General features: G+C 36.0%; 16 protein-coding genes. 13 read left to right on the top strand and 3 right to left on the bottom strand.

The features are described 5' to 3' along the window. Positions 1–105: 105 nt before the first annotated feature. From FLUTA_RS01470 to rplT, 6 genes are all read left to right on the top strand, one after another. On the top strand, positions 106–960 hold the full coding sequence (locus tag FLUTA_RS01470) for a hypothetical protein (protein WP_013685076.1): 855 nt from the start codon (positions 106–108) through the stop codon (positions 958–960). Positions 961–967: 7 nt separating this feature from the next. Then, positions 968–1,471 carry a hypothetical protein gene (locus FLUTA_RS01465; RefSeq protein ID WP_013685075.1) on the top strand — a complete coding sequence of 168 codons (504 nt, stop codon included), beginning with the start codon at positions 968–970 and terminating at the stop codon, positions 1,469–1,471. Positions 1,472–1,533: 62 nt separating this feature from the next. Continuing rightward, positions 1,534–3,477, top strand: coding sequence for a threonine--tRNA ligase (gene thrS / locus FLUTA_RS01460; RefSeq protein WP_013685074.1), 1,944 nt, complete (start codon positions 1,534–1,536; stop codon positions 3,475–3,477). An 8-nt stretch (positions 3,478–3,485) separates the two neighbouring features. Further along, the gene (infC, locus tag FLUTA_RS01455; RefSeq protein ID WP_013685073.1) at positions 3,486–4,031 is read left to right on the top strand and encodes a translation initiation factor IF-3; all 546 of its coding nucleotides are present in this window, start codon (positions 3,486–3,488) and stop codon (positions 4,029–4,031) included. 106 nt (positions 4,032–4,137) lie between these two features. Beyond that, the gene (rpmI, locus tag FLUTA_RS01450; protein WP_013685072.1) at positions 4,138–4,335 is read left to right on the top strand and encodes a 50S ribosomal protein L35; all 198 of its coding nucleotides are present in this window, start codon (positions 4,138–4,140) and stop codon (positions 4,333–4,335) included. A gap of 144 nt (positions 4,336–4,479) precedes the next feature. Continuing rightward, entirely contained in the window at positions 4,480–4,827 is a 348-nt protein-coding gene (gene rplT / locus FLUTA_RS01445; RefSeq protein WP_013685071.1) for a 50S ribosomal protein L20, read from the top strand. Positions 4,828–5,560: 733 nt separating this feature from the next. On the opposite strand, the gene FLUTA_RS01440 is transcribed toward rplT, so the two are convergent. Continuing rightward, positions 5,561–6,154 (bottom strand): hypothetical protein, encoded by a 594-nt coding sequence (locus FLUTA_RS01440; RefSeq protein WP_013685070.1) that lies wholly within the window; start codon positions 6,152–6,154, stop codon positions 5,561–5,563. Positions 6,155–6,325: 171 nt separating this feature from the next. On the opposite strand from FLUTA_RS01440, the gene FLUTA_RS01435 reads away from it, so the two are divergent. Beyond that, positions 6,326–6,814 carry an OmpA family protein gene (locus FLUTA_RS01435; RefSeq protein ID WP_043023563.1) on the top strand — a complete coding sequence of 163 codons (489 nt, stop codon included), beginning with the start codon at positions 6,326–6,328 and terminating at the stop codon, positions 6,812–6,814. Positions 6,815–6,821: 7 nt separating this feature from the next. On the opposite strand, the gene FLUTA_RS01430 is transcribed toward FLUTA_RS01435, so the two are convergent. Beyond that, on the bottom strand, positions 6,822–7,931 hold the full coding sequence (locus FLUTA_RS01430) for a fatty acid desaturase family protein (RefSeq protein ID WP_013685068.1): 1,110 nt from the start codon (positions 7,929–7,931) through the stop codon (positions 6,822–6,824). A 332-nt stretch (positions 7,932–8,263) separates the two neighbouring features. Between FLUTA_RS01430 and lon the strand changes: the two genes are divergently transcribed. From lon to FLUTA_RS01410, 4 genes are all read left to right on the top strand, one after another. Then, positions 8,264–10,690 carry an endopeptidase La gene (gene lon, locus FLUTA_RS01425; RefSeq protein ID WP_013685067.1) on the top strand — a complete coding sequence of 809 codons (2,427 nt, stop codon included), beginning with the start codon at positions 8,264–8,266 and terminating at the stop codon, positions 10,688–10,690. Between the two features lie 175 nt (positions 10,691–10,865). Then, positions 10,866–12,602, top strand: a complete 1,737-nt coding sequence (locus FLUTA_RS01420; protein ID WP_148235369.1) for a S41 family peptidase — start codon at positions 10,866–10,868, stop codon at positions 12,600–12,602. 59 nt (positions 12,603–12,661) lie between these two features. Beyond that, on the top strand, positions 12,662–14,107 hold the full coding sequence (locus FLUTA_RS01415) for an MBOAT family O-acyltransferase (protein ID WP_245545462.1): 1,446 nt from the start codon (positions 12,662–12,664) through the stop codon (positions 14,105–14,107). Further along, positions 14,108–15,259, top strand: a complete 1,152-nt coding sequence (locus FLUTA_RS01410) for an alginate O-acetyltransferase AlgX-related protein (protein WP_013685064.1) — start codon at positions 14,108–14,110, stop codon at positions 15,257–15,259. Between the two features lie 62 nt (positions 15,260–15,321). Here the strand turns inward: FLUTA_RS01410 and FLUTA_RS01405 are convergent, their stop codons facing one another. Beyond that, positions 15,322–16,128: a peptidase associated/transthyretin-like domain-containing protein gene (locus tag FLUTA_RS01405; protein ID WP_013685063.1), complete on the bottom strand. Its 807-nt coding sequence runs from the start codon at positions 16,126–16,128 to the stop codon at positions 15,322–15,324. A 271-nt stretch (positions 16,129–16,399) separates the two neighbouring features. Between FLUTA_RS01405 and FLUTA_RS01400 the strand changes: the two genes are divergently transcribed. Further along, positions 16,400–16,825 carry a hotdog fold thioesterase gene (locus FLUTA_RS01400; protein WP_043024008.1) on the top strand — a complete coding sequence of 142 codons (426 nt, stop codon included), beginning with the start codon at positions 16,400–16,402 and terminating at the stop codon, positions 16,823–16,825. After that, complete coding sequence (locus tag FLUTA_RS20410) at positions 16,822–17,793, top strand: chorismate-binding protein (RefSeq protein WP_013685061.1); 972 nt, start codon at positions 16,822–16,824, stop codon at positions 17,791–17,793. The genes FLUTA_RS01400 and FLUTA_RS20410 overlap by 4 nt, the downstream gene beginning before the upstream one ends. Positions 17,794–17,854: the final 61 nt, after the last annotated feature.

Here is a 17,854-nt window from a genome sequence, read left to right as displayed (position 1 = left end):
GTATAGTGGTGTTATTTTGATACGAATCTAAATAAAATGTAACAATTATGCACGCTAAATAAAATTTCTTTGTTTCTTTACATTCAAAATTTTACAAACCAAATTATGCTGAAACTGAATTACTTCGTGCCTGCTTTTGCTCTTACACTAAGCTTAACATCTTGTGGAGGTGGTGAATCTGATAAGAAAGAAGCTGCAACAATTGAAACTACCGAAGAAACTACTGAATCTTCTGATGATGATTACGTTTTGCCTCAGCCGATAACCATTGCAAATGCATTTAAAGCTGCTGGTTTGAAGTATGTTGCAGGAAAAACGAATCCAACTTCAAGTATTGATAAGTATTCTGTGAAAATAGACCAACTAATCAACTTGGGAGTTTATTCAACAGATTTGGCATATTGCGCAATCAATTCTAAAACACAAGAGGCTCGGGAGTATTTAGTAGCTGTTCAGAAATTGGGTTCTAAAGTTGGTTTGGAAAGTGTTTTTTCAGATAAAGAAATGATCAATAAGTTTGATAAAAGCTTAGGCGATGTAAATGCTTTGGAAGACATGATTTATGATATTCAAGATAAATCAGATGAGTACATGCAAAACAATGATTTGAAGTATTTAGGAGATATTCAATTTGCTGGTGCTTGGATTGAAGGATTGTATTTGGGAATTGATAATACAAGAGATAAAACTGGAATTGGTAAATCATTGGTGGAACAAATGAGTTTGTTGAAAAACATTATCAAAGGAATTAAAAGTCATCCTGCACAACAAGATACGCGTTTGAAAGATGTTCTTAAAATGTATGAAGGTATTTTATCTACATATGAAAGCATGGCATCCGTGAAAAAAGTATCTAAAAATATCAATGTAGAAACACCACAATTGTCTGAGGAGGAATATCAATCTTTGGCAAAAGAGGTGAAAATGGTACGTGATAATATTGTAAAACCTGGTAAATAAAAATCGAATGATCAAGCTATTTAAAAACACATTGCCTTTATTCATCATCTGCTTACTATGGATTCCATTGGTTTCTGGAGATGATGATAGCGCTTTAGAAGCTCAAATGAGTACCTTGAAACAAGAATGTAAGGAGCTGATTAAAGGAACTCGCTACGAAGGTTCAAAAATCACCTATTACACACTTGGATCAAAACAAGTTAAAAACATTGAGGTTTATACTTTTTTATTGGATGAATATCGCTTTGCAATTAGTGCGAAGAAATGCAGTGTATCATTGAATATCAAAATTTATGATGCTGGGTCAGACAACAAAGACAGACTTTTGATTAAAGAGTTTAAAAAAGTGCAAGGAAAAAATGTGAAATTCGGAACCAAAGAATTGAACGATTTGTACGTAGCTAAAAATCCAGATGCAGACCGCTTGAGAAATATTCACATTGAATATAGTATTGGCTCTGGAAAACCAGCTAAAGAAGGGATTGTTTTAGTTTACGGGATTGAACCTTAATTACAGTAAAATGTGCTGTAATTGCTAGATAAAGCCTATTTTTGCATTAAAATTTATAAGTGATGATTAATATAACTCTTCCTGATGGATCAGTTAGACAATACGAAGCAGGAGCAACAGCATTAGATGTTGCTCTTAGCATTTCTGAAGGATTGGCTCGTAACGTATTGGCAGCCAAAGTAAATAACGTGGTAATTGATGCGAATATTCCATTGACCAATGATTGTACATTGCAATTGTTGACCTGGAATGATTCTGAAGGAAAGTCAACCATGTGGCACTCTTCAGCTCACTTAATGGCTGAGGCACTGGAATTTTATTATCCTGGAATCAAGTTGGCGATTGGACCTCCAATTGCAAATGGATATTACTACGATGTCGATTTTATGGATCAACCTTTCAAGGAAGAAGATTTAGAGAAAATCGAACAAAAAATGAAAGAACTTGCAAAGCTAAAGAACCCTTATGTACGTAAGGAGGTTTCTAAAGCAGATGCATTGGCATACTTTACGGAGAAAGAAGATCCATACAAGTTGGAATTGATTCAGGATTTACCGGATGGTTCCATTACGTTCTACACACAGGGTAATTTTACCGATTTGTGTCGTGGACCACATATTCCAGATACTGGATTCATTAAAGCAGTGAAATTGATGTCGATTGCTGGTGCATACTGGCGTGGCGACGAAAAAAATAAGCAGTTGACGCGTGTTTACGGAATTACCTTCCCAAAACAAGCTGAGTTAACGGAGTACTTGGAGAGAGTGGAAGAGGCAAAACGTCGCGACCATCGAAAAGTAGGGAAAGAATTGGAATTGTTTACTTTTTCTCAAAAAGTAGGACAAGGTTTGCCATTGTGGTTGCCGAAAGGTGCTGCATTGCGTGAGCGTTTGGAAAATTTCTTAAAGAAAGCTCAACGCAAGGCTGGTTACGAACAAGTAATCACTCCGCATATTGGAAACAAAGAATTGTATGTGACTTCTGGTCATTACGAGAAATATGGAGCAGATTCATTTCAAGCGATTAAAACTCCAGATCCGGATGAGGAATTCTTGTTGAAACCAATGAATTGCCCGCATCACTGTGAGATTTACAAAAGTAAGCCTCGTTCATACAAAGATTTACCAGCTCGCTTTGCAGAGTTTGGAACTGTTTATCGTTATGAACAAAGTGGGGAATTGCATGGTTTAACTCGTGTTCGTGGATTTACACAAGATGACGCACATATCTTCTGTACGCAAGATCAGGTAAAAGAAGAATTTAAGAAAGTGATTGATTTGGTGTTGTATATTTTTAAAACACTTGATTTTCAGAATTTCAAAGCTCAAATCTCTTTGCGTGACCCAGAAAATCCATCTAAGTATATTGGTTCGGATGAGAATTGGGAAAAGGCAGAAAGCGCAATCATTGAAGCAGCCGCTGAGAAGAATCTTCCAACAGTAGTTGAATTAGGTGAAGCAGCATTCTACGGACCGAAATTAGATTTCATGGTGCAAGATGCATTGGGAAGAGAGTGGCAATTGGGAACGATTCAGGTTGATTACAATTTACCAGAGCGTTTTGAGTTGGAATATACAGGTGCTGACAACCAAAAACACCGTCCAGTAATGATTCACCGCGCGCCTTTTGGATCGATGGAACGTTTCGTTGCTGTATTGTTAGAGCATTGTGGAGGAGACTTCCCATTGTGGTTGGCAACAGACCAAGTTGCAATCCTACCAATTAGTGATAAATACAATGAATATGCGAAAGATGTTTTGGAATTGCTAAATAATTCCGATATTCGCGGATTCGTTGATGACCGTAACGAAAAGATAGGCAAGAAAATACGCGAGGCGGAATTGAAAAAAATCCCATTCATGCTGGTTGTTGGAGAGAAAGAAGCTGAAGAAAAGCAAGTTTCTGTAAGGCAACGTGGTGAAGGAGATAAAGGTTCCATGTCAATAGATGCTTTTGCAGCTATTGTAAACCAAGCGATAGAAAAAGAATTGTCGACAAATGTTTAATTAATTGAATGAGAAAAGACAGTAGAAAACCAGTAAGAAAAGAAGACAACGACCAACACAAAATAAACGCTAAGATCACAGCTCGTGAGATTCGTTTAGTTGTAGAGGGAGAAGAACCACAAGTTTTAACTTTGTCAGCAGCTTTGCAATTAGCTGAAGAACAAGACATGGATTTGGTGGAAATCTCTCCGAATGCCGTTCCTCCGGTTTGTAAGATTATGGATTACCGTAAATTCTTATACAACCAAAAAAGAAAACAAAAGGAATTAAAAGCGAAGCAAAGTAAAGTTATTTTGAAAGAAATTCGTTTTGGTCCGAATACAGATGATCATGATTTTCAATTTAAATTGACACATGCTCGTAAGTTCTTGGAAGAAGGTTCAAAAGTGAAAGCGTATGTGTTTTTCCGCGGTAGAACAATTGTCTTCAAGGATAGAGGTGAAATTCTATTGTTGAAATTTGTTCAAGAATTAGCCGATTTGGGAACATTGGAACAAATGCCAAAACTAGAAGGGAAGAGAATGATTGTAATGATCAACCCTAAAAAGAAGTAAATGAAGAATGCTGAATGTAGAATTGAGAGAGAACTTCTCTACATTCTTAATTCTGCATTCTAAATTAATAATTGATAAAGTGTTCATTTTTTAAAAGAGAAAAGAAATGCCAAAAATGAAAACAACATCCAGTGCAAAGAAGAGATTCACTGTAACTGGGTCTGGTAAAATCAAGAGAAAACACGCTTTCAAAAGCCACATTCTTACGAAAAAAACCAAGAAGCAAAAACGTAATTTAACGCACGCAGGTTTGGTTCACCAAGCTGATTTGTCGAACGTTAAATTAATGTTGAACATGAAATAAAATAGAACGTAAGTTCTGCTTTATTTTAAAATTTAATCTCGTGGTGGGTGTTAGACATCAAAAGCGAGAGGTATTGTTAACCAAGTATTGAGTACAAAAGTCAGTTGAGATAATACTGCACTCCATATTAAAAACGAAAAAGTTATGCCAAGATCGGTAAATCACGTTGCTTCAAGAGCTCGCAGAAAGAACTTTATGAAGTTGGCCAAAGGATACTACGGCCGTAGAAAAAATGTTTGGACAGTAGCAAAAAATGCTATTGAAAAAGGATTGAATTATGCTTACGAAGGTCGTAAGCAAAAGAAAAGAAACTTCCGCTCATTGTGGATCATGCGTATCAACGCTGGTGCTCGTGTACACGGAATGAGCTATTCTCAATTTATGGGGGCTGTAAACAAAAGCGATATCGAATTGAATCGTAAAGTTTTAGCTGACTTAGCAATGAACCACCCTGAGGCGTTCAAAGCTGTAGTTGACTCTGTGAAAAAATAAAAATCGAAAATACACTTTATCAATAGGAAAGGCGGTTCGTAAGAATCGCCTTTTTTGTTGGGATGATTTGAACGAGATGGAATAACTAAAAGAATTAGTTATTCCATTTATGAAATCTATTTATTCACTTATCATTTTCTATTCATCTATTCATTCATTCATTCATTCATTGCTTTTCTCAGAATATACATCCTTTATTTATTTATGAGGGAACTCAGTCCTTTAAAAGATAGCAGCATTGTTTGATTGTACCAGAGGAAGGATGATGAATAAGGAACGAATGGATAGCTTAAAGCTAGAATTGAAACGTCTGAATGATCAATTTTACCTTATTTTTGGAAAGGCCTGTTGATTTCTCTTCTGTTTCTTTTGTATAACTCTTCGTGTCAGAGAGTGTGAAGTAAGCGAGTTTTTTTTGTGTCTCAGACAGTCAGGCTGGAACCATTTAGGATATTTGAATCAGGAGAATCATCCTTTGATCAAATGAAAGTATATGATGATGAAAATTTGGTGATTACAAGTAATTACTACTATCTGGGTAATTGCAAAAAGATGGAAATCGTTAAGGAGTATTGTATCCGAAAAGGGCTTTAAGTAGTAAGTTACCTTGTTTTATATTTCGACTTAATTTCGTTTAGATACAAAATCGAACCAACGATTGAAATCATTCAAATTGATTTCAACAAAAAAGGGTGTCTAAAATTTTAGACACCCTTTAATTCAAGATGAAAAATTAAAGTTTTCCAAATGAAATTCCAAGTCGAAGACCACCTTCAACATATTTTGAAACGTTCATGTAATAACCAAGAACTAATCCTACACTTTTAGCATGGATATGAATATCAACTCCAACTGGTACAGTAATGTAAGAATGCTTTTCAGTTAGGTATTTGTTTCTTTTTGCTTTTGCGTCCTTACCTGTAACAGAAGAAACTGCATCACCAGTAATACCTGAAACTGCATTAGCAAGAGCGTCTAATTCATAGGTAGTTACAATACTGTTTTCCATTCCAATTCCAACATATGGAACGATAGTTATTTTTTCTGAAGTAGAACTTGCAAATCCAATTCGTAAATTATATCCAGTATAAGATGATTTCACATACGCATCGTAACGTCTTCCGAAAAAACCAATTTCTCCACCAGCTCTAAAATATAAACCGTTTTTAAGTGCAAAATTAAATCCTACAGTACTATTTAGAATCCCGTGTCCTCTTAATGTAGTAGCGCCACCAAATTGAATATCTCCAAATGCCTTTATGGCTTTTTCTTGTGAGAAAGTTGTTGATGATATCAATAATAGAATCGTGAAAAGAGTAAATTTCATAGTTCAGTTTTTTCGGGTAAAATTAACATTATTTATTAAATTGATTTAAGATAGCTCGCTAAAAATCCCAAATTCAGAAAAATATTAATGATCAGGTATCATTTCACTTCAATATCTGTTGGAATCATCTTAAAGGAAGTTTACCTTTTGTATGAAATGACATATGTGTTTATGAGAAAATTAGTTCCATTTACTCTGCTCTATCTTTTGTTTTCTTTTCTGGGAAATACACAAGGAATCTTCAGATTATCTGATACAATGTTTTGTATAGGGCAGAAGTGTCGATTGACAGATATTCCTTACCCATTAGGCGGAAAACATCATCTATTTATGGATACTCTGATTAGTATTCAACTCGACAGTGTTGTGCTTTTTCTGCAGCAGAATAAAAATGTTTCTGTTGAAATTGGAGTGCATACAGATTGTAGAGGGAATGATACTATGAACTTAAAATTGACACAAAGGCACTCTGAATATGTGAAATATTTTCTTGTAAAAAGATGTGTTCCTGAATCACAAATAGTAGCCAAGGGCTATGGAGAAACTGAATGGATTATTTCTGAAGAAGAAATCAATAAATACCGAAAGACCAATAAAGCTCACTACGAAAAATTGCATGTGATAAATCGCAGAACAGAATTAAAAATAATTGGGATTTAATTACTTTCTAAGACTGCGCAGTCATTGGATTAGGTTTCCCTAACTGATATAAAAATGCAAAATGTGAACTCACGGCATCCATAAATGTTCTGTTTTCCAAATAAGGAACACCAAATTCTTCTGCGGTTTCTTTTACAATGTGTGCAATTTCCGGGTAATGAACGTGTGAAATGTAAGGGAATAAATGATGTTCTACCTGAAAGTTCAATCCTCCAACATACCAAGAAACTAGTTTGCTTTTACGTGAAAAATTGGCAGTTGTTTGCAATTGATGAATGGCCCAATCATTTTCAATAATTCCTTCTTCATTTGGAAGTGGATGACTTGTTCCCTCAACGGTATGAGCCAATTGAAACACAAGTGCAAGTATGAATCCTGCAATTGCTTGCATGATAATGAATCCTGCAATAGTTGTTCCTAGAGGCAAACCAATGATTCCAATGGGTAAATATAAAATAATGAAAAAGTAAACAGCTTTTAGGGAAATAATCTGAATAAACTTGCGGACATTACTTTTCTTTTCTTCACAAAAAGCCTTGTGTTTGCGGTATTGAATGAATTGAACAAAATCCTTTAAAGTAACCCAATACAAGGTCAAAATAGAATAGAAGAAAACTACGTATATGAATTGAAAACGGTGATATCCTTTGCGTTCAGAATGTGGGCAAAAACGCATCATTAATTTATCGTCAATGTCTTCATCCATATCTGCAATATTGGTATAAGTATGGTGTAAAACATTGTGCTGCATTTTCCAATTACAAACAGATCCACCCAATAAGTTCAGTGAATGTCCCATGATATAATTCAGTGTTTTGTTTTTAGAGAAGGCGCCGTGATTGGCGTCATGCATGACACTCATACCAATTCCTGCTAAAGCAAAACCCATGATAGACCACAAAATCAATTGCATTCCATTCGAAAAAGGAAGGGTTAGAAGAAGAATGAAAGGGGTGAGATAAACGCTCAAAAGAATGGTTGCTTTAAGATACAATTTACGATTTCCTTGCTTTTTGATTTTATTTTCACTGAAATAACCATCAACGCGTTTTTTTAGTGTAGGAAAGAAATGCGCCATGTCATTTTTCTTCCATTTCACTGAACCAATTTCACTCATTTAAATTTGTTAGATGCGAAAGATAGGTATAAAATATTGCTTAGTCTCCATTTGGAAATCCCGTTTCCAAAAGATTTCACGTTTTTGACTTGTGATAATAAGTTTAAAACAAGTTACTTCAGCTAAAATAAAGACTAAGAGAAGTTTAATCAATCATAGGAATCCAATATAAATTAGATTATTCAAATTAATTCCCGACTTAGAAAAGATGTCAATTCGTCAGTATTTATGTCTTGGCACAACACTTGACAAACCAAGTCGTCGAACATTTATTGGAAACTTATTCGATTGAACGATAAGAACAATGACATTTTGACGTTAAATACACATACATGAAAGATTCATTCGATAATAGCACATTAATAGTCTCGTCAGGAGTTGAAGAAGATGCGGAGTTTTTGCCGTTGATGTCTCAAGACGATGAAGACAATATGAACAAAGAAGTCTTCCCAGAAGATTTACCGATCTTACCTTTAAGAAATAATGTTCTTTTCCCAGGAGTAATGATTCCGATTACTATAGGTCGTGATAAATCATTGAAGTTGTTGCAAGATGCAAATAGTGGGAAGAAGATTATTGGAGTTGTTGCGCAGATAGACCAAGACGAAGAAAGTCCGGAGTTCAATGATTTACATAAAATTGGAACAGTTGCACAAATTGTCCGTTTGCTGAAAATGCCTGATGGTTCTTCAACAGTCATTATTCAAGGGAAACGGCGGTTTGAAATTGTAGAACCAAATCAAACGGAGCCATATATGCGGGCAAAAGTGAAATTCTTGTCTGAAGTTCTTCCTGAAAAGGATGATCACGAGATGGATCTTTTGTTCCGAAATGTAAAAGAGTTGGCTCTTCAAATTATTAAAGACAGTCCGAATATTCCTTCTGAAGCGGCATTTGCGATTGGAAATATTGAATCGCCAACGTTTATGGTGAATTTCATTTCTTCCAACATGAATGCAGATGTGAAGAAGAAACAAGAGCTTTTGGAAGAATTGGATTTCAAAGCGCGTGCACGGTTGGTGGTAGAGCATTTAACTTTAGAATCTCAATTGCTGGAAATGCGAAACGAGATTCAATCGAAAGTGCGCTTAGACATGGATCGTCAACAACGGGAATATTTTTTGCATCAACAAATTCGTACTATTCAGGATGAATTGGGAGATAATCCACAAGAACAAGATGTGCGTGATTTGGAAGAACGTGCTTCGAAAAAATTATGGACAAAAGAAGTTTCGAAGTTGTTCTACAAAGAACTCTCGAAATTACAACGTATGAATCCGCAAGGAGCTGAATATACGGTTCAGTTGAATTACTTGGATACCTTGTTGGATTTACCTTGGAATGAATACTCAATCGATAATTTGGATTTAAAACGAGCTGCAAAAATTTTGGAGCGCGATCATTTTGGATTGGAAAAAGTCAAGGAGCGTATTTTAGAGTACTTGGCAGTTTTGAAGCTAAAAGGCGATATGAAATCACCTATTTTGTGTTTTTATGGCCCTCCTGGGGTTGGAAAAACATCTCTAGGGAAATCAGTTGCTGAGGCTTTGGGTCGTAAATATGTGCGTATGTCTTTAGGCGGAGTACATGATGAGGCCGAAATTCGCGGTCACCGAAAAACATATATTGGTGCAATGCCAGGTCGGGTGATTCAACATTTGAAAAAAGCAGGTTCGGCCAATCCAGTTTTTGTATTGGATGAAATTGATAAACTGGGAAGAAGTAATCACGGAGATCCATCTTCGGCATTATTGGAAGTTTTAGATCCGGAACAAAACAGTTCTTTTTATGATAATTATGTGGAAACGGAGTTCGACTTATCTAAAGTGATGTTTATTGCAACTGCAAATAACTTGTCTTCTGTTCAAGGTCCCTTATTAGACCGAATGGAAATTATTGAAGTCAATGGTTATACAATCGAAGAGAAAATTGAAATTGCAAAAAAACATTTGTTACCCAAACAACTCGAAGCACATGGTATTACTAAGAAACAGTTGGTTGTTGATCGTAAAACCTTAGAGAGAATAGTTGAAAATTACACCAATGAATCAGGAGTTCGCGGTTTGGACAAAAAATTAGCAAAATTGGCTCGTCACAGAGCAAAACAAGTTGCTTTGGAAGAGAAATTCGACGAAAAGATTGATGTCGAAGAATTGACAACTATTTTGGGGGCAGGTCGTGAAAGAACAAAATACGATAATAACGATGTTCCGGGTGTAGTCACTGGTTTGGCTTGGACAAGCGTTGGAGGAGATATTTTGTTTATCGAATCTTCCTTAACGAAAGGAAAAGGAAAATTGACTTTGACAGGAAATTTAGGAGATGTCATGAAAGAATCTGCTGTTATTGCTTTGGAGTTTTTGAAAGCACACAGCGATTGGTTGGATTTGGAACAAGAATTATTTGACGAAAAAAATGTACATATCCACGTTCCAGAGGGTGCAACACCTAAAGATGGTCCAAGTGCTGGTATTACTATGTTGACTTCATTAGCGAGTTCCTTTTCTGGTCGAAAAGTGAAGAAGAACTTAGCAATGACGGGTGAAATTACCTTACGTGGTGAAGTACTTCCTGTTGGAGGAATCAAAGAAAAAATCTTAGCAGCTAAGCGAGCTAATATTAAGGAAATAATCTTGTGTGAACGCAATCGGAAAGATGTTGAAGAAATCACTGCGGATTACGTGAAAGGATTAAAATTTCACTATGTTAAAAAGATGCGAGAAGTCATTGACTTGGCATTGGAGAAAAAAGAGAAATAAGAATCCGCCATGTCGGATTAAGACTTCGTATACTCTTACAGGACGTCATGCGAAAGATAAAAACAAAAAAAAGTAGGGCTATGATTCATCTCAGCCCTACTTTTTTTTGCACTAATTTACATTCGTTGACATATATTTAGAATGACGTAATTCATCTTTGTGTCAAACCAATGTTATGTCAATAAACCTACGAAAAACCGCTTTATTTGTTTTGATTTGCGCTTGTGCGATCTCTTGCGGAGTAAATAACAAGAGTCAAGTAGATTCTTCTCCAAACAGAAAAGAATCGGTTGTGGAAAAGCTAAAAGAGCTGGATTATTCACCTGTTGAAGAGCGAATTTCCCTTTATTACAAACTCAAAAAAGAACATTCCAATACCTACGATTTTCGGAATGAACTCGAATTGACCTTATATGGTTATTCTTTGCTTTGGTCTGGGAAAACAAATGAATCCATTGCTATATTTCAATTGCTTAGTGGAGAATTTCCGACTTCTTCCAATGCTTATGATTGCCTAGGTGATGCGTATCTGGCAAATAGCGACAGCACTCTTGCAATGAAGAATTACAAAATTTCTCTGGAAATGGATCCCGAGAATTTCCACGCGGAAGATCAAATCTTATTGATCCAGTTTCCAGACAGCATTTACCCGACTTCACAGGAAAAGTTCTCTCAAAAATTCTTGGTAGAAGAGTATAAAGCTGATTTGGATGAACTGGGTCAGCTGTTATTGAAAATCCATCCCAATGCCCTCAAGTTTATTTCGAAAGAAGCGTTCCTTAAGGTTGTTGAAGCAAAAAAAGCATTGATTAACGATCAAACTACTTATGGTGAATTCACCTGGCATTGCAGTGAAATTGTTGCCAGCGTTCAATGTTCACATACTTCAGGCGGATTTTACTATGAGAACGAAATGTTGCCTTCTGATTTCCGGTTTCCATTGCAAACACATTTGATTGGAGGACATTTGGTTGTCGTTGATCCGCTCAGCAATACAGGGAAAGTTAAAGTAAAAGATGAGATCATACGCATCAACGGAGTTTCTGTTTCAAATCTGGTTAGCTCGATTTATCCACATATTTCTGCGCAAGGATTGATCCAAACCACCAAACGGCATGTATTTAATTGGTGGTCAACTGGAATGATAGCTTATGCGCTGGGACTTCCGGAAAAGTATACAGTTACTCTTAATGGAAGTGATGAAACAATCGAATTGGATCCGATCAAATCGTTTACAGCGCCGTATGATGATCCACTACACCAATGCAGAGGCCTTTGTCTGGAAGTTCGCAAAGACAAAACTGCTTTACTTACCATCGAATCATTTAATTATTATCCCTGGAATAATCTCAATTTTTTCGAACATTTTATGGACAGCACGTTTAAAGAGATCAGTCAAAAAGATATTCATGACCTGATTATCGATGTGCGCTTCAACTTCGGAGGATCTTCGGAATCGAGTATTTATTTGTTGAGATACCTGGCTAAAAAGCCGTTTGTCTACTATTCCAGGTCTGAATTTGAGGGAAAAACTCAACCCTTGTATGGAGAAAATGAAATCCAGCCGTTTAAAAATCGCTACAAAGGCCAGCTTTGGTTCCTGATCGATGGAGTGGGGAATTCTACCACCGGGCATTTTATGTCGCTGGTGAAAACCTGGAAACTAGGAACGATTGTAGGGGAAGAATTAGGTTCCAATCAATTTTGTTCTGCCGGACAAAAAATCCGCAGGCTCAAGAACACCAAAATGCTCGTTTTTATAGCTGATAATACGCATGAATCAACCGCCACAACGCTTCCAGATGAAACAGGGATTTTGCCCGATTACCAGATTAGTCAAAGCATGGAAGATTATTTTGAAAGAAGAGATGTGGTGAAGGAATATGCTTTGGAATTGATTAGGAAGAAATAAAAAAGAATTATTTAGATCTGTTTGGAAGCAAGGCTTTGTGTCCACACATTTTTTTATCTTTGAAAACCAAATATCTCAAACGAGTGGTTTTTAGTAGTACGCTTTTTCTTTTTTACTTCCTGCCATTCTTTTTACTGGTTTATCATGTGGTTCCGAAATCATTAAAAAACTGGGTCATTTTCTTTTTTAGTATTCTTTTCTACACGTGGGGAGCTCCTGTTTTTATTTTTATCCTCTTAGGAACTTCGTTTTTAGATTTTTTATTGGTTCGAATAATTCACCGAACGCATCAAGTCAGGAAAAAGAAAGTGCTCTTGATAATTTCTGTAACTATCAATCTAGGTCTTTTAGCCTATTTTAAATATTCAAACTTTTTCATTGAAAATGCAAATGCGTTGTTAAATGGATTTGGCTTTAAGGAAGTGAGTTGGGCGACGGTTATTATGCCTATAGGAATTTCATTCTTCACCTTTGAGTCTATTACTTATACTGTTGATGTTTATAGAGGTAAGCATGCTCCACTACGCAGTTTGAAAGACTATTTTGTCTATTTATTGGCGTTTCCAAAGTTGATTGCTGGACCAATTGTTCGTTTTCAAGAAATAGCAGATGAGGTAACAGAACGTACAGAGAATATCGATGAAAAACTCATTGGATTTTTCCGTTTTTGCATTGGTTTAGCAAAGAAAGTATTGATTGCTAACATGATGGCAAAACAAGTTCAGGCTGTTTTCTGGAGCGACTTTAATCAATTAGATGCTACAACAGCTTGGATCGGAATGTTTGCTTATACGATGCAGATTTATTTCGATTTTTCGGGATATTCAGACATGGCAATTGGACTGGGTAAAATGATCGGCTTCCATTTTCCAGAGAATTTCAATAGTCCATACAGTTCTAAGAGTATTACCGAATTTTGGAGACGTTGGCACATGACATTAGGAAATTTCATGCGGGATTACCTGTATATTCCACTTGGAGGAAATCGGGTTTCATCTAAAGCACGGTTGTATTTTAATTTGGGACTAGTCTTTATTTTATCCGGATTTTGGCATGGCGCCTCTTGGAATTTTATTATTTGGGGTGCTTACCATGGTCTTTTCTTGATTTTGGATCGCATTTTTTTAGCAAAGTTATTGGGGCGTTTGGGAGCGTTTGTTGCAATTCCATTTACGTTTTTAGTGGTTATGGTTGGCTGGATTATCTTCTGTATAGAAGATTTAAACGGAATGGGGATTTATTTACAAAAGCTGATTGATTTTGACTCTGTTTGTTTGGTGAATGTATTTCCTTCTTTCTGGCCCATTGCTATTTTGGCCATATTCTTTTCTTTTATATACGCTTTCCCAATTGGGAAGAAAATGCAAGATTTTGTATTTGCTAGAAACACCTATTCTCTGACAGGATATTTTGGATTTCTATTCCTTTCGCTTGTTTTGTTTGCATTGAGTGTTAGTTCTATTGTTTCTTCTGGGTTTAATCCATTTATTTATTTTCGATTTTAGATGAGTGAACAACGAACATATAAACGATTGAAGCAAGTATTGTTTTTCGGAATCATTGGAGCTTTGTTTATGCCAATGGTTCAACATAAATTTCGATTCACTGCCGAAAAGCCATTGATTGGATCTTACGTCTTATCGGAAAAGCCGAAAATCACTCTTGAAAATTGGTTCTCGGGAAAATATCAACAAGCACAAGATACTTATATTACGGAACACGCAGGATATAGACCAGGTTGGGTTCGTTTGTATAATCAATGGAATTACTCGCTTTTCAATGAAACAAATGCTTCGGGAGTTATTGTGGGGAAAGAAAACTACCTCTATGAAGAAGGGTATATTAAAGCGTATTATGGAATCGATTTCATTGGAGATGAAAAAATCAAACAAATCACTCAGCAATTAAAGTTTGTTCAAGACACGCTGAAGAAGAAAGGGATTGATTTTGTAGTTGTTTTTGCCCCAGGAAAAGGGAGTTATTATCCAGAATACATTCCCGATTATTACAAACATGTTGGGATTGGCAAAACTAATTATGAAGCGTTTAACAATTGTTTTAAACAACAAGCAATTAATTACATTGATATGCATAGTTGGTTTAAGTCGATGAAGAAAACCACTAAATATCCATTGTTTTCAAAAACAGGAATCCACTGGAGTGCCTATGGTCAGTACTTTGCTGTTGATTCACTAACAAAGTATATTTCATCTATTCGCAATTATCAAATTCCCTATTTTGTTCTTGATACAATTGTCGAATCAACTAAACCGATTCTTGGAGATGATGATATTGGACTTGGAATGAATTTATTTTTTCAAATTCCAGATATAAAATTGGCTTATCCAAAATTTCATACCAATAGAAAACCAAAGAAGGATGATCCAAAAATATTGGTAATTGGGGATAGTTTTTATTGGAGTTTGTTTAACTCGCATGTTTCTGCGGATTTATTCAATAACGGAGAGTTTTGGTACTACAATGAACAAGTTTATTCAGCCTCTTATAGCAAGGAAGTTCTGGTGAAAAACCAGAATTTGAAGCAGAAGTTATTAGAAAATCAGGTGGTCGTTCTACTGTTAACTGATTCAAACTTACATAGGTTCGGATTCGGATTTGTAGAACAAGCCTACAACAGTTATTCCAAAAAAAAATAAGGAGCCTGTTTTCACAAAACCCCTTATTTGACTTTAGGTTGTAGGTGGAAAATCGGTATTCATTATTTCGGATTAATTTCTTTCGGTTTCTCAATAGTTAGATTACTAGTAGGTTCAACTTCCATTACAGGGATTCCAGCTGTTGGCGGGTCGTAATAATCAGGTGCAATTTCACCTTCTACAATCATTTCTCCTGGAACAGCAATAGGAACTTCTCCACGGGTTACATTACACTTCGTAGCTTCCGCTTTTAGAGTGAGAATCAGTTTTTGTCCTTTTTTAAAAGAACTTAATTGCTGCTTTTTTAACGTGTCAGCAAGGTGACTCTTTGCCAAATAAATCAACTCAAATGTCTCGCTTTTCAAATCTTTTCGATTCACTACCAGCTCAAAATTTCCGCTTTCGTCCGTATACCCTTTGAGGATCGTTTTGCCATCCTGCTGAATTTCTACTGGAGATTTCGCCAAAGGCTTTCCCGTTTTTTCATCTTTCAGCTGACCACTGATGGTCATTGGAAACTTCAATTTGTTGAATGCTTTTTGTTTCACAAATGCTGCATCGTCCTTCGCTGACTCACAAGAAGTAATTACCGGACCCAAAAAACCAAGTATACCTAGTAAAGATAATCCCACTCGATAGGAAGCATTGGACAATGCAACATGTGATGTTTTAGAACTGATTTGGTCATTATTAAAAACCCCACAAACTTTTTTAGGGCTCGAAGTGATAATTTGTTTGATTTCAGTAGGTGATTTATGACGAAAATCGGTCAGTACCTTTTCACAATTGGAACAATAATAACCACCATCTCGCTTTTCCATCTTCGTATGAGATTGATTACAAGGAAGTGACATGATCGGCTTGTTCATAATCGTAGTTTGATGAGATGAAAGTAAAAATTATTTGAATCTACCTATGAGAAATAACTTAAAGTGTATCATTTTTTGATTCGGAGGTTTTAATTGGGTATTTTGAGCCGTGGAAGTTGGATCTAGATTTGTTTATTTTAATAAAATGGGTGCAAGAAAATTACTTACCTATTACTTCTCTCTCTTAATAAGTATTAATTTTATAGATGTTAATGTTTGCGAATGTATTGGTTTGTTTCAAATTTCAATGGCGCAAATAGAATCAGTATCTATGAGAAAAATCAAAAGCGTTCCGCTGGAAGAAATTAATAAGTATGCAACCAATACTTTGTTGGGACATTTGGATATTAAATGCGTTGAAATTGGTGAAGATTACATTGTGGCTACCATGCCTGTAGATCACAGAACGCATCAGCCAATGGGCCTCTTACACGGTGGTGCAAGTGCTGCTTTAATCGAATCAATTGGATCTATTGGCTCCACTTTGTTAATTGATATCACGAAAGAAGCTCCAGTTGGAATAGAAATTAATGCGAATCACATTGGAGGTGTAAAATCGGGCTCAGTAAAGGCAATTGGAAAAATTGTTCATGCTGGTTCGCGTACACATCTTTGGCAAGTAGATATTTTTGATGAATCCAACGATAAATTGATTTGTACAGGTCGATTAACTGTTATGATTGTTCCAATAACGTGAAAGACTTATTGATTTATAGATTGCCCACGGAAAAAGCACCTCACATTCAAAGAGGAACATTTTCGATTCTCAAAGAAGGAGATAAACCGTTGGGTTTTGTGATTTCCGATTTCCTGCACGAGCAAATCTTCAAGTTTGAAGAAAGTCCTGAATCTGAATCTAACTTTAGTTTTCATTACAGTTCCGAAATTCCAACAATTATTTCGCGAAGAGATTATCAAATCGAAGCTCAAGCTTTTTTAAATTCATTTCCGCTTCTAGGAGTGGAAAAAGGAGTGTATTCTCGTATCAAGCAAGTTCCCTTTAAAGGAGAAAAAGCGGTTGAACTCTTTCATTTGCTGGAAAAAACGTATCCGAATGCCTTTTGTTACCTCATTTCTTCAGCGCATTTTGGAACATGGATAGGAGCAACCCCCGAATTACTGATGAACCAAGAAGGAATGCTTTGTAAAACGGTTGCTCTGGCAGGAACTCATGGTGAAAACGAAGAGCATGAATGGACTCCGAAAGAAATGAAAGAGCATCAGTTTGTTGTTTCAGCTATTCGCGAAGCATTGGAACGCAATGAATGTGTCGAAATTGAAGCGGATGGGCCTTATGTTGTTCAAGCTGGACCAGTTCAGCATTTAAAAACGGATTTTAAAGCACTTTTAACTAAACCAAATGCTTGGTCAATCGCTTTGGATTTACACCCAACACCAGCTGTTTGTGGAACTCCGCGACTAAATGCCATGGAAGCAATATTAACTCGAGAAATGCATAATCGGGAATTGTATACAGGTTTTATTGGCCTTTTTGAAGAAGGAAATACAAACTTGTTTGTAAATTTGCGTTGTGCTCAATTACTTTCTGACAAGGCTTTTTTATACGTTGGTGGAGGATTTACCATTGATTCAATTCCAGATTTAGAGTGGGATGAAACAGAAAAAAAAGCAGAAACGTTGTCCCGTGTGATGAAGCAGATTTGATTCAATTTACTCATTCATTTCTCAGTTTTACTCGGTGATTTTGACCCCACTTAATCATTTC

The organism is Fluviicola taffensis DSM 16823 (assembly GCF_000194605.1).
Classification (GTDB): Bacteria; Bacteroidota; Bacteroidia; order Flavobacteriales_D; family Crocinitomicaceae; genus Fluviicola; species Fluviicola taffensis.
This window is presented reverse-complemented; position numbering and strand designations above follow the sequence as displayed.

Bases quoted from the DNA above. Each gene is read 5' to 3' on its own strand.
- rplT (WP_013685071.1), top strand. From the start codon at position 4,480: ATGCCAAGATCGGTAAATCACGTTGCTTCAAGAGCTCGCAGAAAGAAC.
- thrS (WP_013685074.1), top strand. From the start codon at position 1,534: ATGATTAATATAACTCTTCCTGATGGATCAGTTAGACAATACGAAGCA.
- FLUTA_RS01420 (WP_148235369.1), top strand. From the start codon at position 10,866: ATGTCAATAAACCTACGAAAAACCGCTTTATTTGTTTTGATTTGCGCT.
- FLUTA_RS01430 (WP_013685068.1), bottom strand. From the start codon at position 7,931: ATGAGTGAAATTGGTTCAGTGAAATGGAAGAAAAATGACATGGCGCAT.
- FLUTA_RS01465 (WP_013685075.1), top strand. From the start codon at position 968: ATGATCAAGCTATTTAAAAACACATTGCCTTTATTCATCATCTGCTTA.
- FLUTA_RS01435 (WP_043023563.1), top strand. From the start codon at position 6,326: ATGAGAAAATTAGTTCCATTTACTCTGCTCTATCTTTTGTTTTCTTTT.
- rpmI (WP_013685072.1), top strand. From the start codon at position 4,138: ATGCCAAAAATGAAAACAACATCCAGTGCAAAGAAGAGATTCACTGTA.
- FLUTA_RS01410 (WP_013685064.1), top strand. From the start codon at position 14,108: ATGAGTGAACAACGAACATATAAACGATTGAAGCAAGTATTGTTTTTC.
- FLUTA_RS01405 (WP_013685063.1), bottom strand. From the start codon at position 16,128: ATGAACAAGCCGATCATGTCACTTCCTTGTAATCAATCTCATACGAAG.
- FLUTA_RS01470 (WP_013685076.1), top strand. From the start codon at position 106: ATGCTGAAACTGAATTACTTCGTGCCTGCTTTTGCTCTTACACTAAGC.
- infC (WP_013685073.1), top strand. From the start codon at position 3,486: ATGAGAAAAGACAGTAGAAAACCAGTAAGAAAAGAAGACAACGACCAA.
- FLUTA_RS01400 (WP_043024008.1), top strand. From the start codon at position 16,400: ATGAGAAAAATCAAAAGCGTTCCGCTGGAAGAAATTAATAAGTATGCA.
- lon (WP_013685067.1), top strand. From the start codon at position 8,264: ATGAAAGATTCATTCGATAATAGCACATTAATAGTCTCGTCAGGAGTT.
- FLUTA_RS01440 (WP_013685070.1), bottom strand. From the start codon at position 6,154: ATGAAATTTACTCTTTTCACGATTCTATTATTGATATCATCAACAACT.